This window comes from Billgrantia bachuensis, assembly GCF_011742165.1.
In the GTDB taxonomy this organism is placed as follows: Bacteria; Pseudomonadota; Gammaproteobacteria; order Pseudomonadales; family Halomonadaceae; genus Halomonas; species Halomonas bachuensis.
Window position 1 is genome coordinate 200,923 of the sequence record NZ_JAAQTO010000028.1, and the last position, 25,345, is coordinate 226,267.

Here is a 25,345-nt window from a genome sequence, read left to right on the forward strand (position 1 = left end):
TTCACGGTCTTGCCTCGGCGATCGCACCCTTGTCGATCCCTTCGAACGCCTGCACCCGTGTGGGCTTTCCCGTCTCTTCCGCGATCTTTCGTGCCAACCAGGCTGCGATGTGTTCGACCGTGGTCGGCGAGTCGAGCACGATGCAGCGTTCCTGCGGCAGCCGCAATTGAAAGCGGCCCTGTTCGGCGCGGTAACGGCTGGTCAGGCTGGGATAGATCTCGGGTTCGGCCTGGTCGATGATGTCGCCCTGGTCGACCAGGTAGCGATCGTCCAGATGGCCGGCCCACCGGGCCTCAAGCATCGGGCTGCGTTCACCGTGTTGCCAGATGTGCAAACGCGAGCGATGGCCGTGAGCGATACGCTGGCAGTTGCCGGCGTGGTGCTTGAGCCCGTGACTGTAGGTGTAGGCGGCCCCGTCGATGGTCTCTTCACGCAACCGCAAACGTATGTCGCTGACTCGCGGCGGTGGGCGTTTCATCAGTTCCCGGGCGAGAGAGTCGGCAAGCCGCTCGGGAGTGATCTCCTGCCAGGGCAGCAGAGTGAAGGCCTGGCGCGGTGCGCGCACTTCCAGCGTGTAAGGCAGCGAGGTGCGTACGCTGATGCCCTCGCTGCATTCGCTGATGCTGATGCCGGGTGCGCGGGTCGGTAACAGCAGCGTATGGTCGGCGCTCGCATCCAGGCGCGACTTGATCCACGGCTTGACCTGACCGAAGTCGAACAGCATGCCATCTTCACCGAGTTCGCCGTCGAGTTCGGCATCGACGTACCAACTGACGCCGATCAGGCCGCGCCGAGGGCACCAGAGTGAAGCGTCGAGCTGGGTCAGTCGGTTGACGAATAGGGTCATCAGTCGATTCCCGTGATCTTGTGGGTCTGTAGTGACAGCCGCCACTGTGGGTGAGCCAGGCAGTAAGCCACGGTCGCATCCCGGTGGTCGGTTGCGTCAATGAGCGGCGTGGTATCCATGGGTTGCAGGAAGTGATACTGGAAGTCGAGGTCGATGAAGCGCTCGGGGGGAGCTTCCGCCTGGGGATAGACCAGCTTGAGTTCATCGCCTGAAGTCAACGCCAGGGGCGTGGAAGACTTGGGGCTGACACATAGCCAGTCGATGCCGGCCGGAGCGGGCAGGGTGCCGTTGGTTTCCACCGCCACTTCGAAACCACGGGAATGCATGGCGCCGATCAATGCCTCGTCGAGCTGCAGCAACGGCTCACCGCCGGTAAACACTACGTAGGGCTTGGCCATGCCGCCCCTGCTTGGCCAAAGCGCCGTCAGGTGGGCGGCGAGTGCGTCGGCATCGGCGAAGCGTCCACCCTGCTGACCATCGGTGCCGATGAAATCGGTGTCGCAGAAGCGACAGGCGGCGCTGGCTCGATCCTGCTCGCGTCCCGACCACAGGTTGCAGCCGGCGCCTTCGCCCTGTAGCGAGTAGAAGGCTTCTTTCACGTGATACATCAGCCGTCACCTCCCGATGAGCCGCCGCTGCTGGTCGCGGGCCGCTGTGATGCGGCGGTATCGGGTCGCTGTGAGGCGGCGGAATCGGGCCGCTGCAAATAGCCGAGCGGATCGCTCACGCCATTGGCGGCAAAGGCGTCCAGCCGTTCACGGCAGCTACCACAGCGCCCGCAGGCCAGTGCCTCGCCGCGATAGCACGTCCAGGTATCGCTGTAGTCGAGGCCCATGGCCAGGCCATCGGCGAGTATCTCCGCTTTGCTCGAACGCAGGTAGGGCGCGTGAATCTCGACCGCCTCGAAGTTGGCGATGCCGGCGACCGCATTCATGGCCTCGACGAATTCGGGACGACAGTCGGGGTAGAGAATATGGTCGCCACCGTGGGCGCCGTAGTCGACGCGTCCCGCCCCGACATTGACTGCCTTGGCGATGGCCAGTGACAGCAGGATCATGTTGCGGTTGGGTACCACCGTCGCCGTCAGGTTCTCCTCGCCGTAGTCGCCTTCGGGCATGCTTCGGCTGGCATCGGTCAACGCCGAGTTGTCGATCAGACCATGTATGGCGCGTATGTCGACCACCTGATGAGGTACGTCGAGCTGCCGGCAGACGCGAGCCGCCACCTCGAGTTCTCGAGCGTGACGCTGGCCGTAATCGAAGGAGAGGGCGCTGACCTCGAGCCCTTGTCGCAGGGCGCGGTGGAGCACGGTGAAGGAGTCCATGCCGCCGGAGTAGATCACCACGGTGGCGCGTGGGTTAGCTTGAGTCATGGTGAGGCTCTATGTCGGAGAATTTGTCGCTCCCCGTCGATGACGGGGCGCCGGGATCCGGTCCGGCGCGCGTCAGTCTACCGGCTCCGGCAAATGCTGGCCAGGCTTGGCGCCAGTTGCTAGACTTCTCGCCCCTCTTCCTCGGTTCTGTTCGAAGCCTCGCCAGGCATAGGCGGCTTCGCGCAGTACTGCATCGTCCTGTAAACGGTGACCCACATGAAAGCTCCCGAACTGCTCTCCCCGGCGGGGACGTTCAAGAACATGCGCTATGCGTTCGCCTATGGTGCCGATGCCGTCTATGCCGGCCAGCCGCGCTATTCGCTGCGTGTGCGCAACAACGACTTCAAGCTGGAAAACCTGCACAAGGGCATCGCCTACGCCCGTGAGCGGGGCAAGCAGTTCTACGTGGCGTCCAACATCGCGCCGCACAACAGCAAGCTCAAGACCTATCTGCGTGACATGGAACCGGTGATCGAGGCGGGGCCCGATGCGCTGATCATGTCAGACCCCGGGTTGATCATGATGATCCGCGAGCGCTGGCCCGAGCAGGTCATCCATCTCTCGGTGCAGTCCAACGTGGTCAACTGGGCAGCAGCAAGGTTCTGGCAGCAGCAGGGTATCAGCCGCATCATCTTGTCGCGGGAGCTGTCGCTGGAGGAGATCGCCGAGATTCGCGCCGAGTGCCCCGACCTCGAGATCGAGACCTTCGTCCATGGCGCGCTGTGCATCGCCTATTCCGGCCGCTGTCTGCTCTCCGGCTACTTCAATCATCGCGACCCCAACCAGGGCACCTGCACCAACGCCTGCCGCTGGCAGTACAACACCGTGGCCGCGGCCCAGGACGAGACCGGCGATCTGGTACCGGCCAACTCGGCGGCAGCGCATGCGGCCAGTGGCGTCTGGACCCCTGGCCAGAGCGGGCTAATCGCCTCGGGCGGTGGCAGCACCACTTACAGCACGGCGACGGCCGGCGGCGTGGAGGGGCAGGACGAGCTCTCGGCACTGATCGAGGATGCCACCCGGCCGGGTGAGCTGATGCCGATCTTCGAGGACGAGCACGGCACCTACATCATGAACTCCAAGGACCTGCGCGCCGTGCAACACGTGCCCAGGCTTACCGAGATGGGAGTGACGTCACTCAAAATCGAAGGCCGCACCAAGTCGCACTACTACGTGGCGCGCACCGCTCAGGTCTATCGTCGCGCCATCGACGATGCCGTGGCCGGGCGCCCCTTCGACATGCGCTTGATGGACGAACTCGACAACCTGGCCAACCGTGGCTACACGGAAGGCTTCTACCGTCGACACGTGCACGACGAATACCAGAATTACGAACGCGGCAACTCGGTGGGCGTGCATCAGCAGTTCGTCGGCGAGGTGATCGGCTACGACCCCGATCGCGGCGTACTCGAGGTAGACGTCAAGAACCGCTTCGAGGTGGGTGACGGCATGGAGCTGATGCTGCCCGGCGGCAACCGGCGTTTCATCCTCGAGCACATCGAGAACAAGCGCGGCGAGTCGGTGCAGGCCGCGCCGGGCTCTGGCCACGTGGTGCGGATTCCGGTACCGGGCGAGGCCATTGCTCCCGAGAGGATCGAGTTCGCACTGCTGATGCGTGACCTGCCGGGCTAGCTCTGGTCGAGCCTGCTTCGGGCTGTCGTGGGTACGAATGATGCGAGGGGGCGGCCAATCGGCCGCCCCCTCGCATCATGTCATGAAGGAGCGTGTTCAACCGGTGCGCCCCGCTACGCGGAGGGGTCCGGTTCCTCGTAGTGGGCCACGCCGTCTCGGCCGCCATGCTTGACGCCGTACATGGCCTGGTCGGCAGCATCGACCAGGGCGGCGGCATCCTCGAATTCGCCGTCCTCCAGATCGGCGATGCCGATGGAGGCGGTCACGTGAAGCGGCTCACCGTCGGCCTGGGCCAGCGGCTGGCTGGTCAGGTACTGGCGGATGCGGTCGGCCAGGATGCCCGCCTGCTGCCGGCGCGTGTTGGGCATGATGACGAGGAACTCCTCGCCGCCATAGCGGCCCGCAATGTCGCTCTCGCGCACCATGTTGTTGAGGGCCGCAGCGAAGTGTATGAGCACTTCGTCGCCGAAGCGATGGCCGAAACGGTCATTGATGAGCTTGAAGTGATCGAGATCGATGAACATCACCGCAAGTGGCTGGCGGGCTCGCTTGGCGCAGTCGAAGTGCTGTTCGAGGCGTTTTTCCAGCCAGGGGCGGTTGGCCAACTGAGTCAGGTGATCTGTGCGGTGCTGTTCGTCGAGCACGACGTGGCTGGCATGCAGCGCCTCGAGCTCGCGCTGCTGCTCGGCCAGGCGGATGGTCATGCGCAGGTTCTGTTCGAACAATAGCTCCTTGGCCTCGGCCAGCAAGTGTGTGCTGTCGATGGCTGGAGGGCAGGTGATTTCGAACAGGCGTGCCAGCGAAGGCAGGCGATGCTGCAGCTCCTGCATCACCGTCATCAGCATGACGATGTCCAGCGAGGCGACCGAAGCGAGCTGGCGCAGCAGGGCGCTGAAGGCGGAGGCCGAATCGGCTGCCAGCCAGCAGTCGGCGATACGGCAGGAGAGGCGCAGGCAGAGTTTACGCGCATCTCCGTCGGCCAGGGGGCCATGGCTGTCGATGATGCCGACCGCAATGGGGCTGGGCACTCCCCAGCTGACTGCGAGCCAGGCGCCAACCAGGGCGTGATCGCAGCCGTACCGTTCGTTCTCGGCCTCACTCAGCTTCTGGTGCTGACGAAGATCGGGAATGTGTGCGGCATAGGCATCGCCATCCAGAGCTTCGAAAGCCAGGATGCCAATGTCCTGCAGCAGAGCGGTGGTAAACAGCTGCGGGGCCTCGTGTGGGCAGAGATGCTGGGCCAGTTCCTGGGTGGCTGTGGCTGCAATGATCGCTCGCTGGCACAAGTACTCGTGATCGAGCACGGCATTCTTGCCGGGGCGGGGAAGGCCGAAGCTCAGTGCTATCGCCAGGGTTGCATCCAGGCCGATGCGCGAAACGCCATCCAGGCAGGTGGAGACTGGATTCCCACCGCGCGAGTATGAGGCGCTATTGGCCATGGAAAGGAGTCGCAGGGTGAGCGCTGGGTCTTGTCCAATGGTACGAGCGTAGTCGCCCAGGCACGGGTCCGGGGAGCGTGCAATGGCGATGACGCGTGCCGCTGCCGCCGGCAGGCTGGGTAGCGTGCGGCATTCGGCCAGACGGGTGCGCAGGGTGTCGGGCAGGGGTGGTAAATTGGCGAGACCAGCCACGCCAGAAGACTCCGTTATCGATATCCTATCGATCGGCATATTTTTCCCCGCCATAATGGTTCTTGTTATCCCCTGCCAAGCCTATCAGAACGGCCGTGAACCAAGCGTTTGAGAACTCACCGCTTCCTCAACGATGCGTCGAGGTGGTCGACGACCTCGGCCCAATCGGCATCCTCCTCGAGTGCCGCTTCGAGAAACTCTGCCTGTGCCGGGTTCCAGAATGGCGCCTCATGGAGCGCCATGGCCGAGGGCAACGGAGCGTGACGCTCGAGGAAGGCCTTGATCGAGGCATCATCGGCATCGAGGCCAAGCTGCTCGAAGAGTTCGCTGAAGGGATGCACGGGATGCTCCATGTCGTAACTCCTTAACGCCTGCAGTTCCGCTCGGTTACATTCAACTTAGCTTGGCGGCCATAGGAAGTCAGCCGGTTCCATGCGCATGGCAACCGAGCAGCGGTGTTCAGCGTTCGCCCACCAGCGGGGTGAGGAAGCGCCGGCGGCGCTCCTGCTCGTCGAGTGGCTGCGCCAATAGGTGGACGAGCTTGGTCATGGCGGCTTCCGATGTCATCGCGTCTCCCGACAGGACGCCGGCCTGCAGCAGCCCCTGGCCGGCCGCATAATGGCCTGGGGTGATACCGCCAACTGGGCATTGGCTGATCGCGGCGAGCAGCTTGCCTTCACCGCTTGCCTTGGCCAGGACGCCGATCAGCTCGGGGTCCGGTGGAACGTTACCACCGCCCCATACTTCGAGCAGCGCACCGCGGACGCGTGAGTCGCTGAGCCAGGCGTCCAACTGCCAGGCCTGGATCCCGGGCCAGAGTACGAGCCTGACCACACCACCATCGGCCAGTATCGAGTAGTCCGGCAGCTCGAAGCGAGGCGCTCCGCGCTGCTGGGTTTCGAGCCCTCGACCGGGGTAAAGGATCACGTCGTCGTCGATGCGCTCGCCGAGCACGGCATAGTTGAGACTGACAAAGGCGTCATCGGCTTCGCTATGGATCTTGCGCGTGCGAACGCCACGCAGCAGGCGTCCGGCGAAGGCCACGACAACCTCCTGCAGTTCCGGCTTGGCGGCGTAGCGCAGGGCCAGCTCGATGTTGTCGAGCGCATCGCTGCCCTCGGCTTCGAGGGGGTGCATGGCGCCGGTGACGACCACGGGGCGATCCAGCCCCTGGAGCTGGAAAGCCAGGCTCGAGGCGGTCCAGGAAAGCGTATCGGTCCCATGCAGTACGACCACGCCGGCATGCTCGCCTACCTGGGCGGCGATGATCGCCCCCAGCCGCTGCCAGTCGCGAGGGCTGGCAGCGCTCGAGTCGATGGGGTCGTTCACCGACTGGACCGTGAATCGAGGCAGTCGTGCCTGGCGACTAGGGGGCAGGCCGGCCAGCGCCTGTCGAAGCCTCGACTCGATATCGCCGCCCGGGGCCAGCCCTTCGGCACTGGGCACCATGCCCAAAGTGCCGCCGGTGTAGAGTACCAGCACGGGGCGGTCGGCGGAGGAAGACTCATTCATGGCAGTTCCTGGCGTCGAGGTGTTCTTGGGGCACCGAGCGGTGCGCAGCGACAATGATACCGGGAGTCGTGCAGGATCTCACTCGTCGACCACGAACCCGACGCCTACGGCGACTCGATCACTGGGGTGGGGGAGCCGCCGGCACTTTCAACGCGTGAATAGCCTGCCATCCCTGCCGACATCCAGGCGCAGGTCGCGTCCGGCCAGCAGGGCAAAGGCGGCCGCCAGTGCCACGATCAGCAGCAGTACGAGGGTGAGCACATTCATGCTCACCTCGAGCTGCAACAGCACGCCAACGGCCAGCGGACCCATGGCCGCCAAGGTATAGCCACCGCCCTGGGCCAGGCCGGACAGTTTGCCGGCCAGTCGGGAGTTGGCCGTACGCAGCACGATAAGGGTAAGGGCGAGGCTGAAGCTGCCGCCCTGTCCCAGTCCCAGCAGCACCACCCCGGGCCAGCGCCAGTTCTCGCCGCTCTGCAGCAGCAGCCAAAGGCCGGCTGCCACGCAGCCAAGCACCAGCAGCAGGGCCGGCCGCTGGTCGCGGCCGAAGCGTGCGAGCCAGGGGGCGCCGAGTGCCGAGACAAGTTGCACCATCACCGAAGCGCCCATCATCCAGCCGGCCTCGGCTTCGCTGTAGCCGCGAGCCTGCAGCAAGGTCGGCAGCCAGCCGAAGACGATATAGGCCAGCGAGGACTGGGAGCCCATCAATACCATGACCTGCCATGCCAGCGGCTGGCGGAGCAGCTCGCGCATGCTGCCCCCGGCAGGGGGCGTGGCAATCGAGCGCGGCGTGCGCGGCATGAGAGTCATCCAGGCCAGCAAGGCCAGTCCGGCGAGCAGCCCCCAACTGATCAGGCTGAAACGCCAGCCTCCCAGTATGTTGGCCAGAGGGATGCTCAGCCCGGCGCCAAGGGCGCCTCCCAGACACAGGGCCATGGTATAGACCCCGGTCATGAGGTCCGCTCCGCCGGGAAGCTCGCGCTTGACCAGCGCCGGAAGCAGCGTACCGGCGATGCCGATGGCAGCACCCACCAGCAAGGTGCCGATGAAAAGCAGCGGCACGCCAGGAACGCCGCGCAGCACCAGGCCGAGGATCAGTATGCCCAGCGCCAGGGCCAGGGTGTGCTCGGGGCCTACGCGCTTGGCGAGCCAGGGTGCCAGGGGCGCGAAGATGCCCAGGCAGAGAACCGGTAGTGTCGTCAGGGCGCCGATGGCCAGCGGTGTCAGGCCGGTGTCTGCCCCGATACGTACCAGCAGCGGGGCGAGTGAGGAGAGGGCGGGTCTCAGGTTGAGACCCACCAGCACCATCAGAAAAAGAAAGAGGACAACACGTCGAGGATCGGGGCGGGCGTCAGTCGTCATGGCCTCGCCATTTGTCGGTTCGTCTGCTGGCGTCGTGTCTCGCGGAAGCGTCTTTTTCATCGCGGCGAGCGAGCAGGGAGTGTTCGTTCACGCCACGAGGATCGAAGTTGACCCGCCCCGGATCGGTGGACTCCTGAGCCTGGCGGCGGATGTCAGAAACGTCCTCGACGCTGACCAACTGTTCCTGATTGCCCAGTACCTGTCGCTGGGTGACCAGCCGTCCCTCGAAGGTCCAGCAGCGCTGCGGCACTTGGGCGACGTACCAACCACGGCCTTGCCAGTGGGCATGACCCTGCTCATCCAACTGCAGGGCCTCGAGCGGAACCAGGGCGGCAAACAGCCGCGCGTTTAGCACCATGCCGCTGCTGGTCATGTTGACGGCGCCTTGGTAGCGCCCGGCGTGGAGATCCTCGAGGACATCGCTGCGCTTGGTTCTAGGCTCGATGCTTCCCTGGCCACAGAGATGCAGCAGGCGGTCATCGATCTGCTTGATGACCCAGACCGGAATAGGTTGCTTTCCGGTCAGCCATTTGAGCATGCTCGAGCCTCCTTGCGTGGTCTGGCGAGATTCAGTGAGTCATCAGTCGCTTAAGCCGGGCTGCCTATGTGAAAGACAGCACGACAAACCGTATACCATTCCTTACGACTCGCCAACCACAAAGCCTGACTGCTCAGGCTCGGCGAGTGCCCTGCCCGCGGCTGCGCCGCCGACGCGGTGCCTGCGCATCGCCGCCGGCCGAGTTACCGTTGCGCTGCCCCGACTGGCCGCGACCGGCACCGCCCTGGCGAGCCTGGCCGCCGCGCCGGTTGCGACCGTTCTCGATCGGCTCGGGCTTGGCGTTCGGGTCGGGCTCGAAGCCGGGTTCGATGTGTTTATCCAGGTCGCGCTTGATCAGCCGCTCGATACCCTTCAGCAGGCCATGCTCGTCGACGCAGACGAGTGAGACGGCCTGGCCTTCGCTGCCGGCACGGCCGGTGCGGCCAATGCGGTGAACGTAATCCTCGGCGACGTTGGGCAGCTCGAAGTTCACAACATGAGGCAGTTCGCTGATGTCCAGGCCTCGGGCGGCGATGTCGGTCGCCACCAGCACCTGCAGGTCGCCGCTCTTGAAGGCCGCCAAGGCCTTGGTGCGTGCCGACTGGCTCTTGTTGCCATGGATTGCCATGGCCGGGATGTCCTGCTTGGAGAGCTGCTCGGCCAAGCGGTTGGCACCGTGCTTGGTGCGGGTAAAGACCAACACCTGATGCCAGGCGTGCCGAGTGATCAGGTGGGCCAGCAGCTCGCGCTTCTTCTCCCGGTCGACGCGATAGATCGCCTGGTCGACAGTTTCCGCCGTCGTGTTGCGGCGGGCCACTGCGATTTTCTCGGGATTGTCGAGCAGCTTGGCGGCCAGCGCCTGGATCTCGTCGGAGAAAGTGGCCGAGAACAGCAGGTTCTGACGCTTTGCGGGCAGTACCCGCAGCACTTTCTTGATGTCGTGGATGAAGCCCATGTCGAGCATGCGGTCGGCTTCATCGAGTACCAGGATCTCCACCTTGGAGAGGTCGACGTGCCTCTGCTGCTGCAGGTCGAGCAGGCGGCCGGGGGTCGCCACCAGCACGTCGAGGCCGGGACGAATGGCGTCCACCTGGGGTTGCTGGCCGACGCCGCCGAAGATCACATGGCTCTTCAGGGTCAGGTGACGGCCGTAGTCGGCGACGCTTTCGCCCACCTGGGCCGCAAGCTCACGGGTGGGTGTCAGCACCAGGGCGCGTACCTGCCGTTGGCCGGGGCGTGGGCCGTCGGCCAGGCGCTGCAGCATCGGCAGGGTGAAGCCGGCTGTCTTGCCGGTGCCGGTCTGGGCGCTGGCGAGCAGGTCGCCGCCCTTGAGCACGGCAGGAATAGCCTGAAGCTGGATCGGGGTCGGCGTGGTGTAGCCCTGCGCCTCGACGGCACGCAGCAGTTCGGCCCGCAGGCCGAGATCGGAAAAGAGAGTCATGCGGTCTCCGCAGATACGTCCTGGCCTTGTCGTGTGCGACATGCACATGACCAGTCCCGGGCCAAGACGTGAGAAATTCGGTTCAGGGGCGCGGCAGGAGGGACCACGAATCGCCGCGAGCCGCCAGTATGCCACACCAACGTCGAATATGCAGCAGTGCCGTGGCTCAGCGCGCCTGCCGGATGCCCGTGGCGATCTCGGCGGCCACCTTGTCCCAATTGGTGCCCAGCGCGCGAACCAGGGCTGGGTAGCCGTCGTCGTCGAGTTCCGTTTCGGTATGGAAGCGCTGCATGGCCAGCAGGCGCCCGTCGGGTGCCAGGAGCTGCCACTGACCGCTGGCGATGGCCAGACCGTCGTGACGACCCTGGAAACGATCCACTTCGAGGCGCAGACGCAAGGCCTCGCTGCGCCCGAGGCTGCCCTCGTCGCGCATGATCCGCGTGTCGGGGAGCTGCTCGGCCAGCCTTGCGCGCAGGCCGCGCTCCAACTGGCGTCCCAGCGGTTCGACCCAGAGGTGGTTGCGTGCGGCGTTGAGCGTGATGTCGTCGAGTTGCAGGACGATGCCGTCGGTATCCAGGTAGTGCGCCAGGCGTGGCGGCTGTACGACCAACAGGTGCGCTGCCGCCGGGCCGCCACCCGACGGCGCGGTGCCGCTGTCGGGCAGCATGTAGCGGTTGGCCGGGGTCGTGGGCGAAGCGCAGCCGGCAAGCAGCATGCTCGCTAGCAGGGCAAGCCAGATCATCCACCTCATGCAGCACCTCCTTTCGACGCGATGACGACAGCATAGCGATTCACCGGGCGGACCTCATCAGTTGCCTTGCGGTGCGCGCGGTATCGGATCCTCGGCATCGAGGCTATCGAACAGCAGCGCCCTGGGATTCTCGTTGAGTGTGCGTGTGACCGGCTGCAGATCGCGCATCAGGCGCTCCAGTCGCTCAGCGGTAGCGGTCAGCTCACGATAGGCGTTGGAATCCGGCGACAGGCCCTCCAGGGTTTCCTGCAGCGCCTCGAGCGAGGCATTGAGATTGGTCGGCAGGTTGCGCGTACCGGGGTCGTCGAGCATGTCTTGCAGCGAGGCAGTGAGCTCGCGCACCTCGCTCAGCATGGCTTCGGAGGCGACAAGGTTGCGGTCCAGGCTGGTGAGAAGCGGTTCGACCTCAAGCGCGTTGAGCTTCTCCAGCAAGGCGGTGACCTGGGCCTCGATCTGTGCGAAGCCGGTCGATGTGGTGGGGAATACGGTGTGCTCGCTGAAGATTTCAGGCACGTAATCCCCGGCTTCTTCACGGTAGAAGTTGATATCGACGAACATCGAGCCGGTGAGAAGGTTGCCTGACTTGAGCGAAGCGCGCAGGCCCACGCCGAACAGCCGCTTGAAGCGTTCGTCCCACTCGTCGAGGTCGACCTGCTGGTTCTCGATGCCGAGTCGTTGCGGCTCGATCCTGATCAGCACCGGGATGGCGAAGCCGTTGCGCGTTTCCGGTTGCTCGGCGGTGAACTGCCAGGGCACGGCAGCCACGGTGCCGATGCGTACGCCACGGAATTCCACCGGAGCTCCCCGCGACAGGCCACGGACACTGTCTTCCACCAGCAGCACGTATTCCAGATAGCGATTGAAGGTACCCTGACGGGCGCTCTCCTCGTCGGGATACAGCGTGAAGGTGGCTTCGTTCTCCACCGGACCGCCGCTCGGCAGATCTTCAGGCACGCCGAAGGTGACGCCGCCGCCGAGCAGGGCCTCGAGGGATTCCACGTTGACCCGGATGCCATCCGCGTCGAGACGCAGGTCGATGCCGCTGGCCGACCAGAATCGCGTGCTGTCGGTGACCAGGCGGTCGTAGGGGCTCTCGATGAAGATGCGCTGGCTCATACGCCGGGTGTCGGCGTCGAACTTGGCTTCCTCGACGCGACCCACGGTATAGCCCTGGTAGGTCACGGGATCGCCGGCGCGCAGCGAGTTGCCGAGCTGGCTGACCAGATTGATGCGTAGCCCGGCGGCGTCGGCCGGTGCCACGGGAGGGATGTCGCTGACTTCGAATTCGCGCACGCCTGGCTCGCCGCTACCCGGCTGGAGCTGGATGTAGGCGCCCGAGAGCACGGTGCCGAGCCCGCTGATGCCCTCGCGGCCGATGCGCGGCTTGACCACCCAGAAACGGCTGCCTTCGGTCAGCATGGGTTCGGTATCGGGCGACATTCGCGCGGTGATCACGGTATGCGACAGGTCGTCGGAGAGCTGCACGCGCTCCACCCGGCCTACCTCGACGTTGCGGGTCTTGATCAGGGTGCTGCCGGCCTCGATGCCTTCCGCATTGCTCATTGTCAGGGTGATCAGCGGGCCACGGCTACGGTAGTTGTCGTAGACCAGCCACAGCCCGATCAGCATGGCCACGATGGGAACGATCCAGATCGGCGACAGGCGCCGCTGCGGCGTTGCTTTGGCCCGGTGCATGTCACGGGTGGCCTCGTTGTCGCGAGGTGTGTCGCTCATCCAATGGTTCCTTGCGTTTCATGTCGATCACGCGGCAGGGGCGTGTCCCAGATCAATCGGGGATCGAAGGTCATGGCAGCCAGCATGGTCAGTACCACCACGGTAGCGAATGCCAGGGCAGCGGGGCCGGGGGTGATCGACATCAGCGAGCCGGCGCGAATCAGCGCCACCAGGATGGCGACCACGAAAACATCGACCATCGACCAGCGGCCGATGAATTCGGTCAGGCGGTAAAGCCGCGTGCGGTTGCTGGCGTTGAGTTCACTGCTGCGCTTGACCACCAGGCAGAGCCAGGCTAGCGCTCCCAGCTTGCCCACCGGGACGATGACGCTGGCCATGAATATCACCGCGGCAACCGGCCAGGAGCCCATCTGAATCAGTTCCACCACGCCGCCAATGATGGTGGAAGGATCGCTATGACCGAGGCTGGTAGTGGTCATGATGGGGTAGACGTTGGCGGGGATATACATGAGTGCTGAAGCGGCAAGCAGCGCCCAGGTGCGCTGCAGGCTGTGCGGCAAGCGTGCGTGCAGGCGTTCGCCACAGCGTCGGCAGTGTCCGCGCCCGTCCGCCTCCAGGCGATTGACCAGTCCGCAGGTGGGGCAGCCGGTCAGGCCCTGGCTGGCGGCTGTCGATCCGGTGCGGGCGCCCTCGGGAGCGAGCGGTTCGCCGGCCAGCGAAAACCACATCCAGTCCGAGTCGATGGACTGGGTCGTGGACAGCAGCAGCAGAGCAAAGGCGCAGAAGGCCCAGAACGAGAGGCCAAGCTCTATTTGCGCGAGGTCCGCTACCTTGATCAGGCTGACCAGCGCGCCAATGATGAAGACATCGGCCATCATCCAGGGGTTCAGATGGGACAATGCGCGGGCAATGCCGCGGCTGCCCGGCAGAGGCTCTCCTTGCAGCAGGCCCAGTTGCAGCCACATCACGCCGAGCAGATAGATGCCGGGCAGCACGGCGATCGTCATGATCACCGCAATCGCCACCAGCGGCTGATCGAAGCCGATCAGTGTGGTTGCCGTTTGAGTCAGCTCGATGCGGTTGCCGACACCGCTGGTGCTGAAGCTGACGAAGGGAAAGGAGATCGCCAGCAGCAGCGCAACCATGGACGCCATGGCCAGTGCCATACTGCGCTGCGCAGGGTGACGGTGGCGAGTTGCCAGGACATGCCCGCAGCGGGGGCAGTCCGCCCTCTGACCCGGCCGCAGCGGCGGCAATGCCACGAGCCAATCGCACTCGTGGCAGGCACGCAAACGCCGGCGTGAGGTGCGTGCCTCGGGCGGGACCTGATCGACCATGGGTGCGGTCGGGACGAACGATGGGCGCTGAAACCTGTAGGGCACTGACGAGTCGACTCGATGGCTAATGGAGCGAGGTTGCCCCCCGCTCTGAAATCGGAAAGCCGTGTCGGCTATATCCAAAGTGTGGCATGTTGACGCCGCGCGTACCATATACAAACATTCGCCCCTGAATGTTCCTTGAGGAGACGACATTGTTACTTCCCCTGTTGGCCGTGGTTGCCGGTCTTGTGCTGCTGGTCTGGAGCGCTGAACGTTTCGTCGATGGAGCGGCATCGACATCCCGACGCTTGGGCGTGTCACCGCTGCTGGTCGGCATGCTGGTGATTGGCTTCGGCACCTCCGCGCCCGAGTTGATGGTTTCCTCGTTGGCGGCGGGGCAGGGCAATCCGGGTCTGGCGCTGGGCAATGGCTACGGCTCCAACATTGCCAACATCGGCTTGATCCTGGGGCTCATGGCGGTCATCTCGCCGCTGGCGGTGCACTCCGGCGTGATTCGGCGTGAACTGCCGATTCTGGTTGCGGTGACGTTCCTGTCGGCGCTGCTGATGTGGGGCGGGGTGATCGGTCGCCTCGAAGGCAGTCTGTTGCTCGTGCTGCTGGCGGCCATGATCGGTTTCAGCATCTGGCATGCCCGGCGCAGCGGCCCCGACCCGCTTGCCGACGAGACCGAGGAGAGCCTGCAGGCGCATCCCATGTCGCTGAGAAGCGGCGTGACCTGGACTGTGGTCGGCCTGCTGCTGCTGGTGCTGAGCTCGCGTGTGCTGGTATGGGGCGCGGTGGAAATCGCCGTTGGTTTCGGTGTCAGCGATCTGATCATCGGGTTGACCATCGTCGCCGTCGGCACCTCGCTGCCGGAGCTGGCGTCGTCCTTCAGCGCCCTGCGCAAGGGCGAACACGACCTGGTGGTGGGCAACGTGGTCGGTTCCAACCTGTTCAATACCCTGGGGGTGGTGGGGCTGGCCGCGGTCATTCATCCCATCGAGGCAGGGTCCGAAGTCCTGATGCGGGACTGGACGCTGATGACCGTGATGACACTGCTGATGACGGTTTTCGCCATTGGCTGGAGGGGGCGTCCGGGGCGCATCAACCGGCTCGAGGGTGCGATGCTGCTGTCACTGTTCATCGGCTATACCGTATTCATGGTGCAGTTGGTCCTGCGCAGTGCCGGCTCGCTTTGAACGGGGGTTAGCGCCAACCTTGCTGCGACATCCCGACACAGCAGGAAACCGGGACCCGGTGTCCGCGCTCTAGTAGGCTTGGTGGCTAAGCACAGGATGCAGTGACGAGCTTTGATTCACGTCAGTGTCATGCCATGTAGGGTTTTGTAAGTATCGGCACCCTGCATGGCTGTCTGTTCTAGGCTCTTGAAAAAACCAGCCGAGTGTCGAGGTGAAATGCGCCACGGACATGTCCAGGAAGGACGTGGTCGGAAGCACAACAACAGCACCCAGTGTGCTTTCGCATCCCTTGAGACGTTGACTCTTTCGCAGCCAAGAGGTACGTCATGGAGCTTGATCCGGTATTGCTGTCGCGATTGCAATTCGCTTTCGTCGTCTCCTTCCATGCCATCTTTCCGGTCTTTACTATCGGCCTGGCATCCTATATCGCCGTGTTGCATGGTCTTTACTACAAGACCCAGAACCCGGCATGGGATCGCCTGGCGCTGCTGTGGACCAAGGTCTTTGCCGTCGCCTTCGGCATGGGGGTGGTATCGGGCATCGTGATGTCCTTCCAGTTCGGCACCAACTGGAGCAATTTCTCCCAGGCGAGCGCCAATTTCATCGGGCCGCTGCTGAGCTACGAGGTGGTCACTGCCTTCTTCCTCGAGGCCGCCTTCCTCGGCATATTGCTGTTCGGCCGCGGCCGAGTGCCTCAGGGCGTGCATCTGTTTGCCGCCATCATGGTCGCCCTGGGTACCTTCATCTCCACCTTCTGGATCCTGGCCGCCAATAGCTGGATGCATACACCGGCGGGGGTCGAGCTGGTTCAGGGCACCTTCCGGGTCACGTCGTGGACCGAGGCCATCTTCAATCCTTCGTTCCCGTTCCGCCTGGCGCACATGGCGGTGGCCTCGTTCATTACCGGCGGTTTCGTGGTGGCCGGGGTGAGTGCCTGGTACCTGCTGATCGGCCGCGACGTCGAGGCCAACCGCAAGGCGCTTTCGATGTGCCTGTGGATGCTGCTGGTACTGACGCCGACCCAGGCGCTGGTGGGCGACTTTCATGGCCTCAATACCTTCGAGCATCAGCCGGTCAAGCTCTCCGCCATGGAGGGCAACTGGGAGACCCGGCGCGGTGCGCCGTTCCTGCTCTTCGCCTTGCCGGATCAGGAGGCGCAGGAGAACCGCTTCGAAATCGGCATTCCGTATGCGGCGAGCCTGATCCTGACCCATGAGCTCGACGGCGAGATACCAGGCATTATCGAGGTGCCGCCGGAAGAGCAGCCCCCGGTGGCCATCGTGTTCTGGTCGTTTCGCGTGATGGTTGGCCTGGGCCTGCTGATGATTGCGGTTTCGCTGCTGGGGCTGTACCTGCGTCGCGGCGGGCGGGTCTACCGTTCGCGCCCCTACCTGCAGACGCTGCGACTAATGTCCGTCACGCCTTTCGCCGCCGTGCTCGCCGGCTGGATCACCACCGAGTCGGGGCGGGCGCCGTGGCTGGTCTACGGCATGATGACGCACGCCGAGGGTGTCACGCCGTCGCTGACCGGCGGCATGGCCCTATTTACCCTGCTCGGCTACATGGCGGTCTATGCGGTGGTCTTCTATGCCGGTACCTACTACCTGACGCGGGTCATCCGCTACGGCATGCAGGAGGAGAAGAGCGAGGAGGAGATGATCGAGGACTTCGAGACACCCAAGCGGCCCTGGTCGGCGACCCATACCCCGTTCGACGACGAGCCATCCAAGGAGGGAGTCTGATCATGGAGATGTTCGACCTGTCGCTGATATGGGCGCTCATCATCGGCTTCGCCATCATGATGTACGTACTGATGGATGGCTTCGATCTGGGGCTTGGCATCCTCTTTCCGTTTGCCCCCGACGAAGACGCCCGCGACGTCATGATGAATTCCGTCGCCCCGGTGTGGGATGGCAACGAAACCTGGCTGGTACTCGGTGGGGCCGGGCTGCTGGCGGCCTTCCCGCTGGTTTATTCGGTCTTCCTGCCGGCGCTGTACATCGGCGTGTTCCTGATGCTGGCGGGGTTGGTATTTCGCGGCGTGGCCTTCGAGCTGCGCTTCAAGTCGCGCCGCGGCCTGCGCGGCCGGCGGCTATGGAACCTCGCTTTCAGCGGCGGCTCGGCCGTGGCGGCTTTCGCCCAGGGGGCCGTGGTGGGCACCTACATTCAGGGCTTCGCCACCGAGAACAGGGTCTACGTGGGGGGGCCGTTCGATTGGCTGACGCCGTTCACCCTGCTGACCGGGGTCGGCATCATGATCGGCTATGCGCTGCTCGGCACCACCTGGCTGATCCTCAAGTCGGAGGGGTATATCCAGCAGTGGGCCTTCCGCCTGACCACGCCGCTGCTGCTGGCCGTGTTGGTGATCTTCGGCATCATCAGTATCTGGACGCCGCTGGTGAATGAGATGGTCTGGGAGCGCTGGTTCGGTCACCTCCATGTGATCTGGATACTGCCGGCACTGACCCTGCTGTGCATGTTCACGGTGTACTGGGCGTCACATCGCGGTTACGAGGTGCTGCCGTTCATCGCCACGCTGGGTATCTTCCTGTTCACCTACCTGGGCCTGGTAGTCAGCAAATGGCCCTGGATCGTGCCGCCCAACTACACCATCTGGGATGCCGCTTCGGCACCCGAATCGCAGCTCTTCCTGATGATCGGCGTACTCTTCGTGCTGCCTTTCGTGCTGTTCTATACCTTCTGGTCCTATTGGGTGTTCCGCGGCAAGGTGCGTGTCGGCGAAGGCTATCATTGAACCCATGACCCACGACGCCGGCAGGGAACCTTCGCCGAAAAGCTGGCTGGCGGCTCATGCCGCCGGCCAGCGTCGCTGGCTGGGTCTGGCGGCCACCGCCGGGGTCCTCGTCGGCTTGCTGACGGTCGTACAGATGGTTCTGCTGGCCCTGATCGTCAGCCGCCTGCTGGTCGATGGCGCCTCGCTGGCTACGCTGAGCTGGGCCTTCCTCTCTCTGGTCGTCGTACTGGTCGCGAGGGCGCTGTGCCAGTGGGGGCAGGAGGTGGCCGGCCAAGAGGCGAGCCTGCGCATTCGTCAGTCGGTGCGTGGCGAGTTGCTGGACCATCTAGCCGCGATGGGGCCGGTGAGAGCAGGGGCTCGTCACTCGGGCGGGCTGGCCAGTCAGTTGGTCGAGCAAGTCGAGGCGCTCGACGGCTACTTCGCACGCTTCCTGCCGCAACTACGCCTGAGCGTGGCCATCCCCTTGCTGATTCTCGTCGTCGTGGTATGGCTCGACTGGCTGGCCGCGCTGTTCCTGCTGCTGGCCGCTCCCTTGATCCCGCTGTTCATGGCGCTGGTGGGCATGGGCGCCGAACGCCTCAATCGCGAACAGTTTGCCGCCGTCAGCCGTCTTTCGGGGCATTTCCTCGACCGCGTGCGCGGCATCGCCACGCTGCAGCTCTTCCATCGCACCCGCGAAGCAGGCGTGGAGGTCCATGAGGCGGCGGATCGCTATCGGCGCCTGAGCATGCGCACGCTGCGGCTGGCCTTTCTCTCCTCGGCGATACTCGAGTTCTTCGCTTCGGTGGCGATCGCCGTGGTCGCGATCTATGTGGGCTTCGGCCTGCTGGGATACATCGACTTCGGCCCCGCGGAGGAGCTGTCGCTGTTCAGCGGCCTGCTGGTGCTGCTGCTGGCGCCGGAGTTCTTCCAGCCGCTGCGAACCCTGGCGCAGCACTACCATGACCGTGCGGCTGCCCTGGGTGCCGCCGATGGCATGCTGGCGCTGCTTGGCGAGCCGGTACGTGAACCTGCCGATACTGAAGTGCGGGCGCTGCCGGCGGGTCGGTTGGTGGTGCTGGAGCGTGCAACGCTGGCCCACCCCGGGCGCGGTCGGGTGCTGGGGCCGCTCACTCTCGAGGTGGCCACCGGCGAAACGCTGGTCGTCACCGGCCCCTCCGGCGCCGGCAAGTCTGCGCTGCTGCATCTGCTGGCGGGCTTCGTGACACCCGATGAGGGTGAACGGCGCACGCAGGCAGGGCTGAAGTTCGCCTGGATGGATCAGCGCCCGGTGCTGATCCACGGCAGCCTGGCCGACAACCTGCGCCTGGCCGCCCCCGAGGCGAGCGAAGCCGATATGCAGCAGGCACTCGAGCGTGCCGGGCTGGCCGAACTGATGGCCACGCTACCGCAAGGGATCGATACCCGGCTGGGAGAGCGGGGCTCGGGGCTGTCGGGCGGTCAGGCACAGCGCCTTGCGTTGGCTCGCGTCTTCCTCTCGGATGCCAAGCTGGTACTGCTCGACGAGCCCACCGCGAGCCTCGACGAAACGAGCGAAGCGCGGGTCATCGAATCGCTGCGAAGCTTGGTCGAGGAGGGCAGGACGCTGGTCATCGCCACCCATCATCCGGCGCTGATGGCAATGGCCAGCCGGCGGTTGGCGCTCGCCGAAGGTCGCTTACAGCCATGAGCAACCGGAATACGCGCCCATGAGTGACGAATCGCTGCGTGTAACGCTTGCCCCCTGGCTGCGGCTGCTCGGGCGCCGCCCGCGGCGGCTCGCCATCGGTGCGCTGCTGCTGATGCTGACGGTATTCTCGGCGGTCGGCCTGCTGGCGCTGTCGGGCTGGTTCATTACCGCCAGTGCCCTGGCCGGGCTGGCCCTGGCTGCGGGGCTCGCTGCCAGCCTCGACGTGTATGTGCCAGGAGGGGGGATTCGGTTCTTCGCCCTCAGCCGCACCGTGGCGCGCTACCTGGAGCGGCTCTACAACCACGACACCGTGCTGCGCCTGCTCGCCGACCTGCGTGGCCGTATGTTCGCCGCCATGGCCGGGCTCGATGACCGCAGCCTGGCCCGGCATCGCGCCAGCGACTGGCTCAATCGCCTGACCGCCGACATCGATACCCTCGATAGCCTCTACTTGCGCCTGCTGGCACCGCCCGCGGTGGCGTTGGCGGCGGTGCTGCTGGTCTCCGCCTTTCTGGCGCTGTGGGTCCCGGCGGTGGGGCTAGCATTAGCCATGCTGCTACTGCCTGCCTGGGTATGGCTGACCGCCGGGCAGGCGTGGCTGGGAATGGCGGCGAGCCGACGCCAGGTGGAGCATCTCCAGCGTTTGCGCAGCCAGGCGATCGATCATCTGGGAGGGCTTGCCGAGCTCGAGGCCTACGGCAGCCGGGCCTGGCATAGACGCGGATTCGGCAAGCTGGAGGAGGCGCTACGGCGCGACCAGCGCCGCACCGGCAGGTTGGCAGGCTTCGGCTTCGCCCTGGTGAACCTGGTGGTGGGGCTGGGCATGGTGATGGCGCTGTGGCTGGCGGCGATGGCCTGGCAGCGGGGCGCGATCACCGGTGCCGTGATGGTCATGATGCCGCTGGCAGTACTCGCCATTGGCGAAGCGCTGGGCTTGTTGCCTACGGCCTTCACTCAACTGGGGGCGACCCGAGGCGCGGCCGAGCGGCTCAATGCGGTGGAGCGGGCAAGTGAGGTGGTGTCCGATTCGGGCAGCGTCACTCTTCCCAGCGGCGCCTTGTCCGTCGGTCTTGAAGCCGTCGACTTGCATTATCCCGGTGCGCTCACGCCAGCGCTGCAGGGGCTCGATCTGACGCTGGCGCCCGGTGAGCGGCTGGCATTGACCGGTGCCTCCGGTGCCGGCAAGAGCAGCGTCGCGGCGCTGCTGACCCGCCGCCTGCCACCCAGCCGAGGGGAGATAACCCTTGGCGGCGTGCCGATCGATCGAGTCGACGAGCAGTCGCTGCGCGAACGCGTGGCGATATTGGGGCAGCGCATCGACCTGTTCCAGGACAGCCTGGCAGCCAACCTGCGACTGGCAGCGCCGGGTGCCGGCGAATCCCGCTTGTGGCAGGCCCTGGAGTGGGTCGACCTGGCGGAGTGGGCCGGCAGCCTGCCGCACGGGCTTGCCACGCTGGTGGGTGAGGGCGGACGATCGCTCTCCGGTGGGCAGGCGCGGCGCCTGGCCCTGGTCAGACTGTGGCTGCGAGACCCCGGGTTGGTCATTCTCGATGAGCCCTTTGCCGGCCTGGACGCGGCAACCGTATCCCGGCTCTTGCCGCGGCTAGATGGTTGGCTCAAGGGGCGCAGCGTTCTCTACCTAGTGCATCAGCTCGACGGTGGGGCGTTCGATCCACCAGGCATCACCCGGGAATGGCGTCTCGAGCAGGGAGAACTGACCGTTTGCGCAAAATCCTTGTATCCATCAGGATAAGGAAATAAAGGTGATGAGGTGTAACATGCGCGACTTCCTGAAGCGACTGCCAAAGGCCGAACTCCACTTGCATATCGAGGGCTCGCTGGAGCCGGAGCTGATGTTTGCTCTGGCCAGACGCAACGGGGTCGAACTGCCCTTCGATTCCATCGAGGCGGCGCGTGCAGCCTATGATTTCCAGGACCTCCCTTCTTTCCTCGATCTCTATTATCAGGGCATGAGCGTTCTCAAGCGCGCCGAGGATTTCCACGACCTGGCCATGGACTACTTCCGGCGTGCACATGCCGAAGGGGTGGTGCACGTTGAGATGCACTTCGACCCTCAGGCGCACCTGGCCCGTGGCGTCGAGCTCGACGTCGTCATGGAGGGATTGAGCCTGGCCCGGCGTGAGGCCGAGCGCGAGTTGGGCATGTCCACGGCGCTGATCATGGCCTTCCTGCGCGACCGACCCGCCGACGAGGCGATGAAGGTGCTGGAGAGCGCCGCCCCTTACTGGGAGATGCTCGATGCCGTGGGGCTCGACAGCGCCGAGCGTGGCCATCCGCCCTCCAAGTTCACCGAGGTCTACCAGCGCGCGAAAATGCTGGGCATTCCCCGGGTCGCTCATGCGGGGGAAGAGGGGCCGCCCGAATACATCCGCGAGGCACTCGACCTGCTCGATGTCTGCCGTGTCGACCACGGCGTGCGCTGCCTGGAGGATCAAGAACTGGTCGCGCGGCTGCGCGACGAAGGCGTGGTGCTCACCGTCTGCCCGCTATCCAACGTCCGCCTGAAGGTGGTGGAAAATATGCAGGAACACCCCTTGCCCCAACTGCTCGATGCGGGGCTCCGGCTGACGCTCAACTCGGATGACCCGGCCTACTTCGGCGGCGGCATGCTGGACAACTTCGTGGCCTGCCATGAGGCCTTCGGCTGGTCGCGCGAGACCTTCATCCAACTCGCCGGTACCGCCATCGAGTCCGCCTTCATGAGCGACGTGCGTCGGCTCGAACTGCATCGGCAACTGGCCGAGAGCGCCTGAACGACAGCGCCCCCGGCGGTTGCCGGGGGCGCATCCCCCTTGCTCTCTGCCCCAGACCGGCGATTCAGGGCGTATCGCTACCGAGTCAGGGCAGCGCCGGCACCTCGAAGTCGGGCATTTCACCGGTAAGCGTGTGCAGGAAGGCGGTGATGTCGGCGACGGTGGCATCGTCGAGCTCACGGTTCAGCATTTCCCGGCCCATGATCGCCACGGCTTCTTCCAGTGTCTCGGTGGCACCGTTGTTCATGTACGGATAAGTCACGCCGACATTGCGCAGCGTGGGGGTACGGAACTTGTGCATGTCGGCTTCGTTACCGGTGACCTCGAAGCGCCCTACATCGGTGGAGCCGGGAACCTGGATGGCGTAGAAGTTACTGTCGGTGAAGGCCGGGCCGCTATGACAGGCGATGCAGCCGTTGTCTGCGAAGGCCACCATGCCATCCTTTTCCTGCTGGTTCAGCGCATTCATGTCGCCGCGCAGGTAACGGTCGAACGGTGAGTTCGGCGTGTTCAGCGTTCGCTCGAAGCTGGCGATGGCCATCGCCAGGTTATCCTTGTTGATCGGGTTCTCGTCCTCGGGGAAGGCAGCGGCGAATTTTTCCTGATAGAGAGGGAAGCCGTCGAGGCGCTCGATGGCCATGTCGAGCGCCATGGCCATCTCGATATCGGCCTGGATCGGGCCGAGCGCCTGGCCCTCCAGGTCGGGCTCGCGGCCATCCCAGAACTGTGCCCCGAGGAAGCCTGAGTTGAGCACGGTCGGCGTGTTGCGCTCGCCGATCTGGCCGTCGTGGCCGGTGGCACGAGGAATCCGGTCGCTCCAGCCCAGCGCCGGGTTATGGCAGGTGGCGCAGCTGATCACGCCACTTGAAGAGATCCGCGGCTCAAAGAACAGCATGTTGCCGAGCTCCACCTTTTCCTCAGTCAGGGAGTTTTCCGCCGGCAGCGGCGGCAGGTGGGGCAGTGGCTGGAAGCGTTCGCGGTAGTTGCCGAGGCCATCGTCGGCGGCCACGCCGGTTGCCGCCATTGCGGCGCTCAGCGATACCGCGGCGGCAAGACGAGCCGGCCGGGTGAGAGCGTGATGTGTCATGACGAATCCCCTTGGTTGCAAGCTAGAGACGGTTTTAGCCTGTTATGCAACATCAGGTTACGGATGCGTCTTGAGCGGTATCAACCAAGTGAAATGGTCGGAATGGAGTGCTTGTTGAGGTGGGTCAAACTTTGATTCGTTCCGTCCCTTACGGGCGAACAAACGCTTGTCTAAAGGCTCCTGAGTGTGATTCTCGATTGCTGCGCAATAAGGTTGGTAACGGGGCCGGCTTGTACCGGCCCCGTTTGGTCAGTGGGTGGTGACCAGCATCACCACGCTGAGCGCGGCGGAGACCCACATCGCCGGCTTGATGTCGTAGAGCTTGCCGGTGGCCAGCTTGATCAGCACGAAGCTCAGGAAGCCGAAGGCGATGCCCAGGGTGATCGAGTAGGTCAGCGGCATCAGAATGATGGCCAGGAATGCGGGGAACGCCTGCTCGAAACGCGTCCAGTCGATCTTGCTGATCGGGGCCAGCATGAACAGCCCCACTAGCACCAGCGCCGGCGCCGTGGCGATACCCGGCACCAGCGACAACAACGGCGACAGGAACAGGAACGGCAGGAACAGGAAGGCAATGGTCACCGCCACCAGGCCGGTGCGGCCGCCCTGGGCCACGCCGGCACCGGATTCGATGAAGGTCTGCGCGGCACTGGTGCCGAGCGGAGCGGCAATCATCGAGGCAAAGGCGTCCACGGTCATGGAGCGCTTGAGGTTGCGCGGGTTGCCGTTCTTGTCCTTGAGGTCCGCCGACTCCGAGAGCGCCATGAAGCACGAAAGCGCATCGAAGAAGTTGGTGAACAACATCACGAAGATGAACGGAAGGTAGGCGACCTTCAGCGCGCCCCAGATGTCGACCTTCATCACGGCGCTGAAGTCCGGCCAGGCGGCCAGGCCGCTCCACTCCACCACCACGTCGCCGCCCCACAGCCGCCCCATTGGCGTCGCCAGCAGGGTGGTCAGGGCGATGCCCAGAATCAGCGCGCCGTTGAAGCGCATGATCACCAGGATGGCGGTGGCCATCATGCCGATGAAGAAGGTGATCAGCGAGGCGTCCATGTTGCCGAGCGTGACCAGGGTGGCGTCGCTTCCGACGATGAAGCCGGCGTTCTTGAAGCCGATGAAGGTGATGAACAGGCCGATGCCGCAAGTAATGGCATAGCGCAGCGAAGGTGGGATGGCCTCGATGATCGCCTCGCGCACGTTGAACATCGCCAGGGTGGCGAACAGCACGCCGGACCAGAACACGCAGCCCAGCGCCACCTCCCACGACAGGCCGGCGCCCAGCACCAGGGTATAGGTGAACAGCGCGTTCATGCCCATGCCCGGTGCCACAAGGATCGGGTTGCGGGCGTACAGCCCCATCGCCAGGCTGCTCATGAAGCTGATCAGCACGGTCGCCGAGAGCGCGGCGGAGAAGGGGATGCCGGCGTCAGAGAGGATCGCCGGGTTGACCACGATGATATACATCGAGGCTAGGAAGGTAGCGATACCAGCCAGAATCTCTGTCTTGACGCTGGAGCCGCGTCGGCTTGCGCCGAAGTAGGTGTCCAGCCAGTTGCCTTGTCCCGAGGCTCTCGCGGGGGACTGGTCTTCTGCTCTATCGGCCAGGGAGGAGGTCGGTTCCATAGCTTGTGTCCATTGTTGTTGGAGATGTCGTTGAAGAAGCGTCGCTGGTGAATCATGACGTATCTGACCGTTTGGTCAGGTGCGTTCGGCTACAGCCTAGACGTTATTTGACCGATTGGACAGGTGGGTTGCGAC

21 protein-coding genes are annotated in these 25,345 nt (G+C 64.7%); 7 read left to right on the forward strand and 14 right to left on the reverse strand.

Annotated features, from left to right (window positions below; translation table 11 throughout):
• Position 1: 1 nt before the first annotated feature.
• From HBJ55_RS11650 to queC, 3 genes are read right to left on the reverse strand one after another with little or no spacing between them, the layout of a single operon-like run.
• Positions 2-847, reverse strand: a complete 846-nt coding sequence (locus HBJ55_RS11650; protein WP_167114613.1) for a 6-carboxytetrahydropterin synthase — start codon at positions 845-847, stop codon at positions 2-4.
• Complete coding sequence (gene queE, locus HBJ55_RS11655; RefSeq protein WP_167114616.1) at positions 847-1,455, reverse strand: 7-carboxy-7-deazaguanine synthase; 609 nt, start codon at positions 1,453-1,455, stop codon at positions 847-849. The genes HBJ55_RS11650 and queE overlap by 1 nt, the downstream gene beginning before the upstream one ends.
• Positions 1,455-2,219 (reverse strand): 7-cyano-7-deazaguanine synthase QueC, encoded by a 765-nt coding sequence (gene queC, locus HBJ55_RS11660; RefSeq protein WP_167114619.1) that lies wholly within the window; start codon positions 2,217-2,219, stop codon positions 1,455-1,457. The genes queE and queC overlap by 1 nt, the downstream gene beginning before the upstream one ends.
• Positions 2,220-2,435: 216 nt before the next feature.
• Between queC and trhP the strand changes: the two genes are divergently transcribed.
• Positions 2,436-3,851: a prephenate-dependent tRNA uridine(34) hydroxylase TrhP gene (trhP, locus tag HBJ55_RS11665; RefSeq protein ID WP_167114622.1), complete on the forward strand. Its 1,416-nt coding sequence runs from the start codon at positions 2,436-2,438 to the stop codon at positions 3,849-3,851.
• Positions 3,852-3,964: 113 nt separating this feature from the next.
• Here trhP and HBJ55_RS11670 read toward each other — a convergent pair whose 3' ends face one another.
• From HBJ55_RS11670 to HBJ55_RS11710, 9 genes are all read right to left on the reverse strand, one after another.
• Positions 3,965-5,482 (reverse strand): diguanylate cyclase, encoded by a 1,518-nt coding sequence (locus HBJ55_RS11670; RefSeq protein WP_167114625.1) that lies wholly within the window; start codon positions 5,480-5,482, stop codon positions 3,965-3,967.
• 116 nt (positions 5,483-5,598) lie between these two features.
• The gene (locus HBJ55_RS11675; protein WP_167114628.1) at positions 5,599-5,835 is read right to left on the reverse strand and encodes a DUF2789 domain-containing protein; all 237 of its coding nucleotides are present in this window, start codon (positions 5,833-5,835) and stop codon (positions 5,599-5,601) included.
• A 106-nt stretch (positions 5,836-5,941) separates the two neighbouring features.
• A complete protein-coding gene (locus tag HBJ55_RS11680; RefSeq protein ID WP_167114631.1) occupies positions 5,942-6,994 on the reverse strand; it encodes an asparaginase in 1,053 nt (350 codons plus the stop codon).
• A 147-nt stretch (positions 6,995-7,141) separates the two neighbouring features.
• Positions 7,142-8,356, reverse strand: coding sequence for an MFS transporter (locus HBJ55_RS11685; RefSeq protein WP_167114634.1), 1,215 nt, complete (start codon positions 8,354-8,356; stop codon positions 7,142-7,144).
• Complete coding sequence (locus HBJ55_RS11690) at positions 8,346-8,894, reverse strand: hypothetical protein (protein ID WP_167114637.1); 549 nt, start codon at positions 8,892-8,894, stop codon at positions 8,346-8,348. The genes HBJ55_RS11685 and HBJ55_RS11690 overlap by 11 nt, the downstream gene beginning before the upstream one ends.
• A 133-nt stretch (positions 8,895-9,027) precedes the next feature.
• On the reverse strand, positions 9,028-10,335 hold the full coding sequence (locus HBJ55_RS11695) for a DEAD/DEAH box helicase (protein WP_167114640.1): 1,308 nt from the start codon (positions 10,333-10,335) through the stop codon (positions 9,028-9,030).
• A 166-nt stretch (positions 10,336-10,501) separates the two neighbouring features.
• Positions 10,502-11,086 (reverse strand): PqiC family protein, encoded by a 585-nt coding sequence (locus tag HBJ55_RS11700; RefSeq protein WP_167114643.1) that lies wholly within the window; start codon positions 11,084-11,086, stop codon positions 10,502-10,504.
• A 57-nt stretch (positions 11,087-11,143) separates the two neighbouring features.
• A complete protein-coding gene (gene pqiB / locus HBJ55_RS11705; protein ID WP_167114646.1) occupies positions 11,144-12,820 on the reverse strand; it encodes an intermembrane transport protein PqiB in 1,677 nt (558 codons plus the stop codon).
• Positions 12,817-14,118, reverse strand: a complete 1,302-nt coding sequence (locus tag HBJ55_RS11710) for a paraquat-inducible protein A (protein ID WP_167114648.1) — start codon at positions 14,116-14,118, stop codon at positions 12,817-12,819. The genes pqiB and HBJ55_RS11710 overlap by 4 nt, the downstream gene beginning before the upstream one ends.
• 194 nt (positions 14,119-14,312) lie before the next feature.
• Between HBJ55_RS11710 and HBJ55_RS11715 the strand changes: the two genes are divergently transcribed.
• The 6 genes from HBJ55_RS11715 to HBJ55_RS11740 all read left to right on the forward strand — a co-directional run bounded on the left by HBJ55_RS11715 (position 14,313) and on the right by HBJ55_RS11740 (position 22,497).
• Positions 14,313-15,299, forward strand: a complete 987-nt coding sequence (locus tag HBJ55_RS11715) for a calcium/sodium antiporter (RefSeq protein ID WP_167114653.1) — start codon at positions 14,313-14,315, stop codon at positions 15,297-15,299.
• Positions 15,300-15,625: 326 nt separating this feature from the next.
• Positions 15,626-17,041 (forward strand): cytochrome ubiquinol oxidase subunit I, encoded by a 1,416-nt coding sequence (locus HBJ55_RS11720; RefSeq protein ID WP_167114656.1) that lies wholly within the window; start codon positions 15,626-15,628, stop codon positions 17,039-17,041.
• Between the two features lie 2 nt (positions 17,042-17,043).
• Entirely contained in the window at positions 17,044-18,054 is a 1,011-nt protein-coding gene (gene cydB, locus HBJ55_RS11725; RefSeq protein WP_167114659.1) for a cytochrome d ubiquinol oxidase subunit II, read from the forward strand.
• Positions 18,055-18,058: 4 nt separating this feature from the next.
• The gene (cydD, locus tag HBJ55_RS11730; protein ID WP_167114662.1) at positions 18,059-19,723 is read left to right on the forward strand and encodes a thiol reductant ABC exporter subunit CydD; all 1,665 of its coding nucleotides are present in this window, start codon (positions 18,059-18,061) and stop codon (positions 19,721-19,723) included.
• A 19-nt stretch (positions 19,724-19,742) separates the two neighbouring features.
• On the forward strand, positions 19,743-21,476 hold the full coding sequence (cydC, locus tag HBJ55_RS11735; RefSeq protein WP_167114665.1) for a thiol reductant ABC exporter subunit CydC: 1,734 nt from the start codon (positions 19,743-19,745) through the stop codon (positions 21,474-21,476).
• Between the two features lie 25 nt (positions 21,477-21,501).
• A complete protein-coding gene (locus HBJ55_RS11740; RefSeq protein ID WP_167114668.1) occupies positions 21,502-22,497 on the forward strand; it encodes an adenosine deaminase in 996 nt (331 codons plus the stop codon).
• A gap of 85 nt (positions 22,498-22,582) precedes the next feature.
• Here HBJ55_RS11740 and HBJ55_RS11745 read toward each other — a convergent pair whose 3' ends face one another.
• Positions 22,583-23,584, reverse strand: coding sequence for a cytochrome-c peroxidase (locus HBJ55_RS11745; protein ID WP_167114671.1), 1,002 nt, complete (start codon positions 23,582-23,584; stop codon positions 22,583-22,585).
• A 249-nt stretch (positions 23,585-23,833) separates the two neighbouring features.
• On the reverse strand, positions 23,834-25,210 hold the full coding sequence (locus HBJ55_RS11750) for an NCS2 family permease (RefSeq protein ID WP_167114674.1): 1,377 nt from the start codon (positions 25,208-25,210) through the stop codon (positions 23,834-23,836).
• Positions 25,211-25,345: the final 135 nt, after the last annotated feature.

Bases quoted from the DNA above. Each gene is read 5' to 3' on its own strand.
- HBJ55_RS11690 (WP_167114637.1), bottom strand. From the start codon at position 8,894: ATGCTCAAATGGCTGACCGGAAAGCAACCTATTCCGGTCTGGGTCATC.
- HBJ55_RS11675 (WP_167114628.1), bottom strand. From the start codon at position 5,835: ATGGAGCATCCCGTGCATCCCTTCAGCGAACTCTTCGAGCAGCTTGGC.
- trhP (WP_167114622.1), top strand. From the start codon at position 2,436: ATGAAAGCTCCCGAACTGCTCTCCCCGGCGGGGACGTTCAAGAACATG.
- cydC (WP_167114665.1), top strand. From the start codon at position 19,743: ATGAGTGACGAATCGCTGCGTGTAACGCTTGCCCCCTGGCTGCGGCTG.
- HBJ55_RS11695 (WP_167114640.1), bottom strand. From the start codon at position 10,335: ATGACTCTCTTTTCCGATCTCGGCCTGCGGGCCGAACTGCTGCGTGCC.
- queC (WP_167114619.1), bottom strand. From the start codon at position 2,219: ATGACTCAAGCTAACCCACGCGCCACCGTGGTGATCTACTCCGGCGGC.
- HBJ55_RS11745 (WP_167114671.1), bottom strand. From the start codon at position 23,584: ATGACACATCACGCTCTCACCCGGCCGGCTCGTCTTGCCGCCGCGGTA.
- cydD (WP_167114662.1), top strand. From the start codon at position 18,059: ATGACCCACGACGCCGGCAGGGAACCTTCGCCGAAAAGCTGGCTGGCG.
- HBJ55_RS11740 (WP_167114668.1), top strand. From the start codon at position 21,502: ATGCGCGACTTCCTGAAGCGACTGCCAAAGGCCGAACTCCACTTGCAT.
- HBJ55_RS11750 (WP_167114674.1), bottom strand. From the start codon at position 25,210: ATGGAACCGACCTCCTCCCTGGCCGATAGAGCAGAAGACCAGTCCCCC.
- HBJ55_RS11720 (WP_167114656.1), top strand. From the start codon at position 15,626: ATGGAGCTTGATCCGGTATTGCTGTCGCGATTGCAATTCGCTTTCGTC.
- HBJ55_RS11700 (WP_167114643.1), bottom strand. From the start codon at position 11,086: ATGAGGTGGATGATCTGGCTTGCCCTGCTAGCGAGCATGCTGCTTGCC.
- queE (WP_167114616.1), bottom strand. From the start codon at position 1,455: ATGTATCACGTGAAAGAAGCCTTCTACTCGCTACAGGGCGAAGGCGCC.
- HBJ55_RS11650 (WP_167114613.1), bottom strand. From the start codon at position 847: ATGACCCTATTCGTCAACCGACTGACCCAGCTCGACGCTTCACTCTGG.
- pqiB (WP_167114646.1), bottom strand. From the start codon at position 12,820: ATGAGCGACACACCTCGCGACAACGAGGCCACCCGTGACATGCACCGG.
- HBJ55_RS11710 (WP_167114648.1), bottom strand. From the start codon at position 14,118: ATGGTCGATCAGGTCCCGCCCGAGGCACGCACCTCACGCCGGCGTTTG.
- HBJ55_RS11685 (WP_167114634.1), bottom strand. From the start codon at position 8,356: ATGACGACTGACGCCCGCCCCGATCCTCGACGTGTTGTCCTCTTTCTT.
- HBJ55_RS11680 (WP_167114631.1), bottom strand. From the start codon at position 6,994: ATGAATGAGTCTTCCTCCGCCGACCGCCCCGTGCTGGTACTCTACACC.
- cydB (WP_167114659.1), top strand. From the start codon at position 17,044: ATGGAGATGTTCGACCTGTCGCTGATATGGGCGCTCATCATCGGCTTC.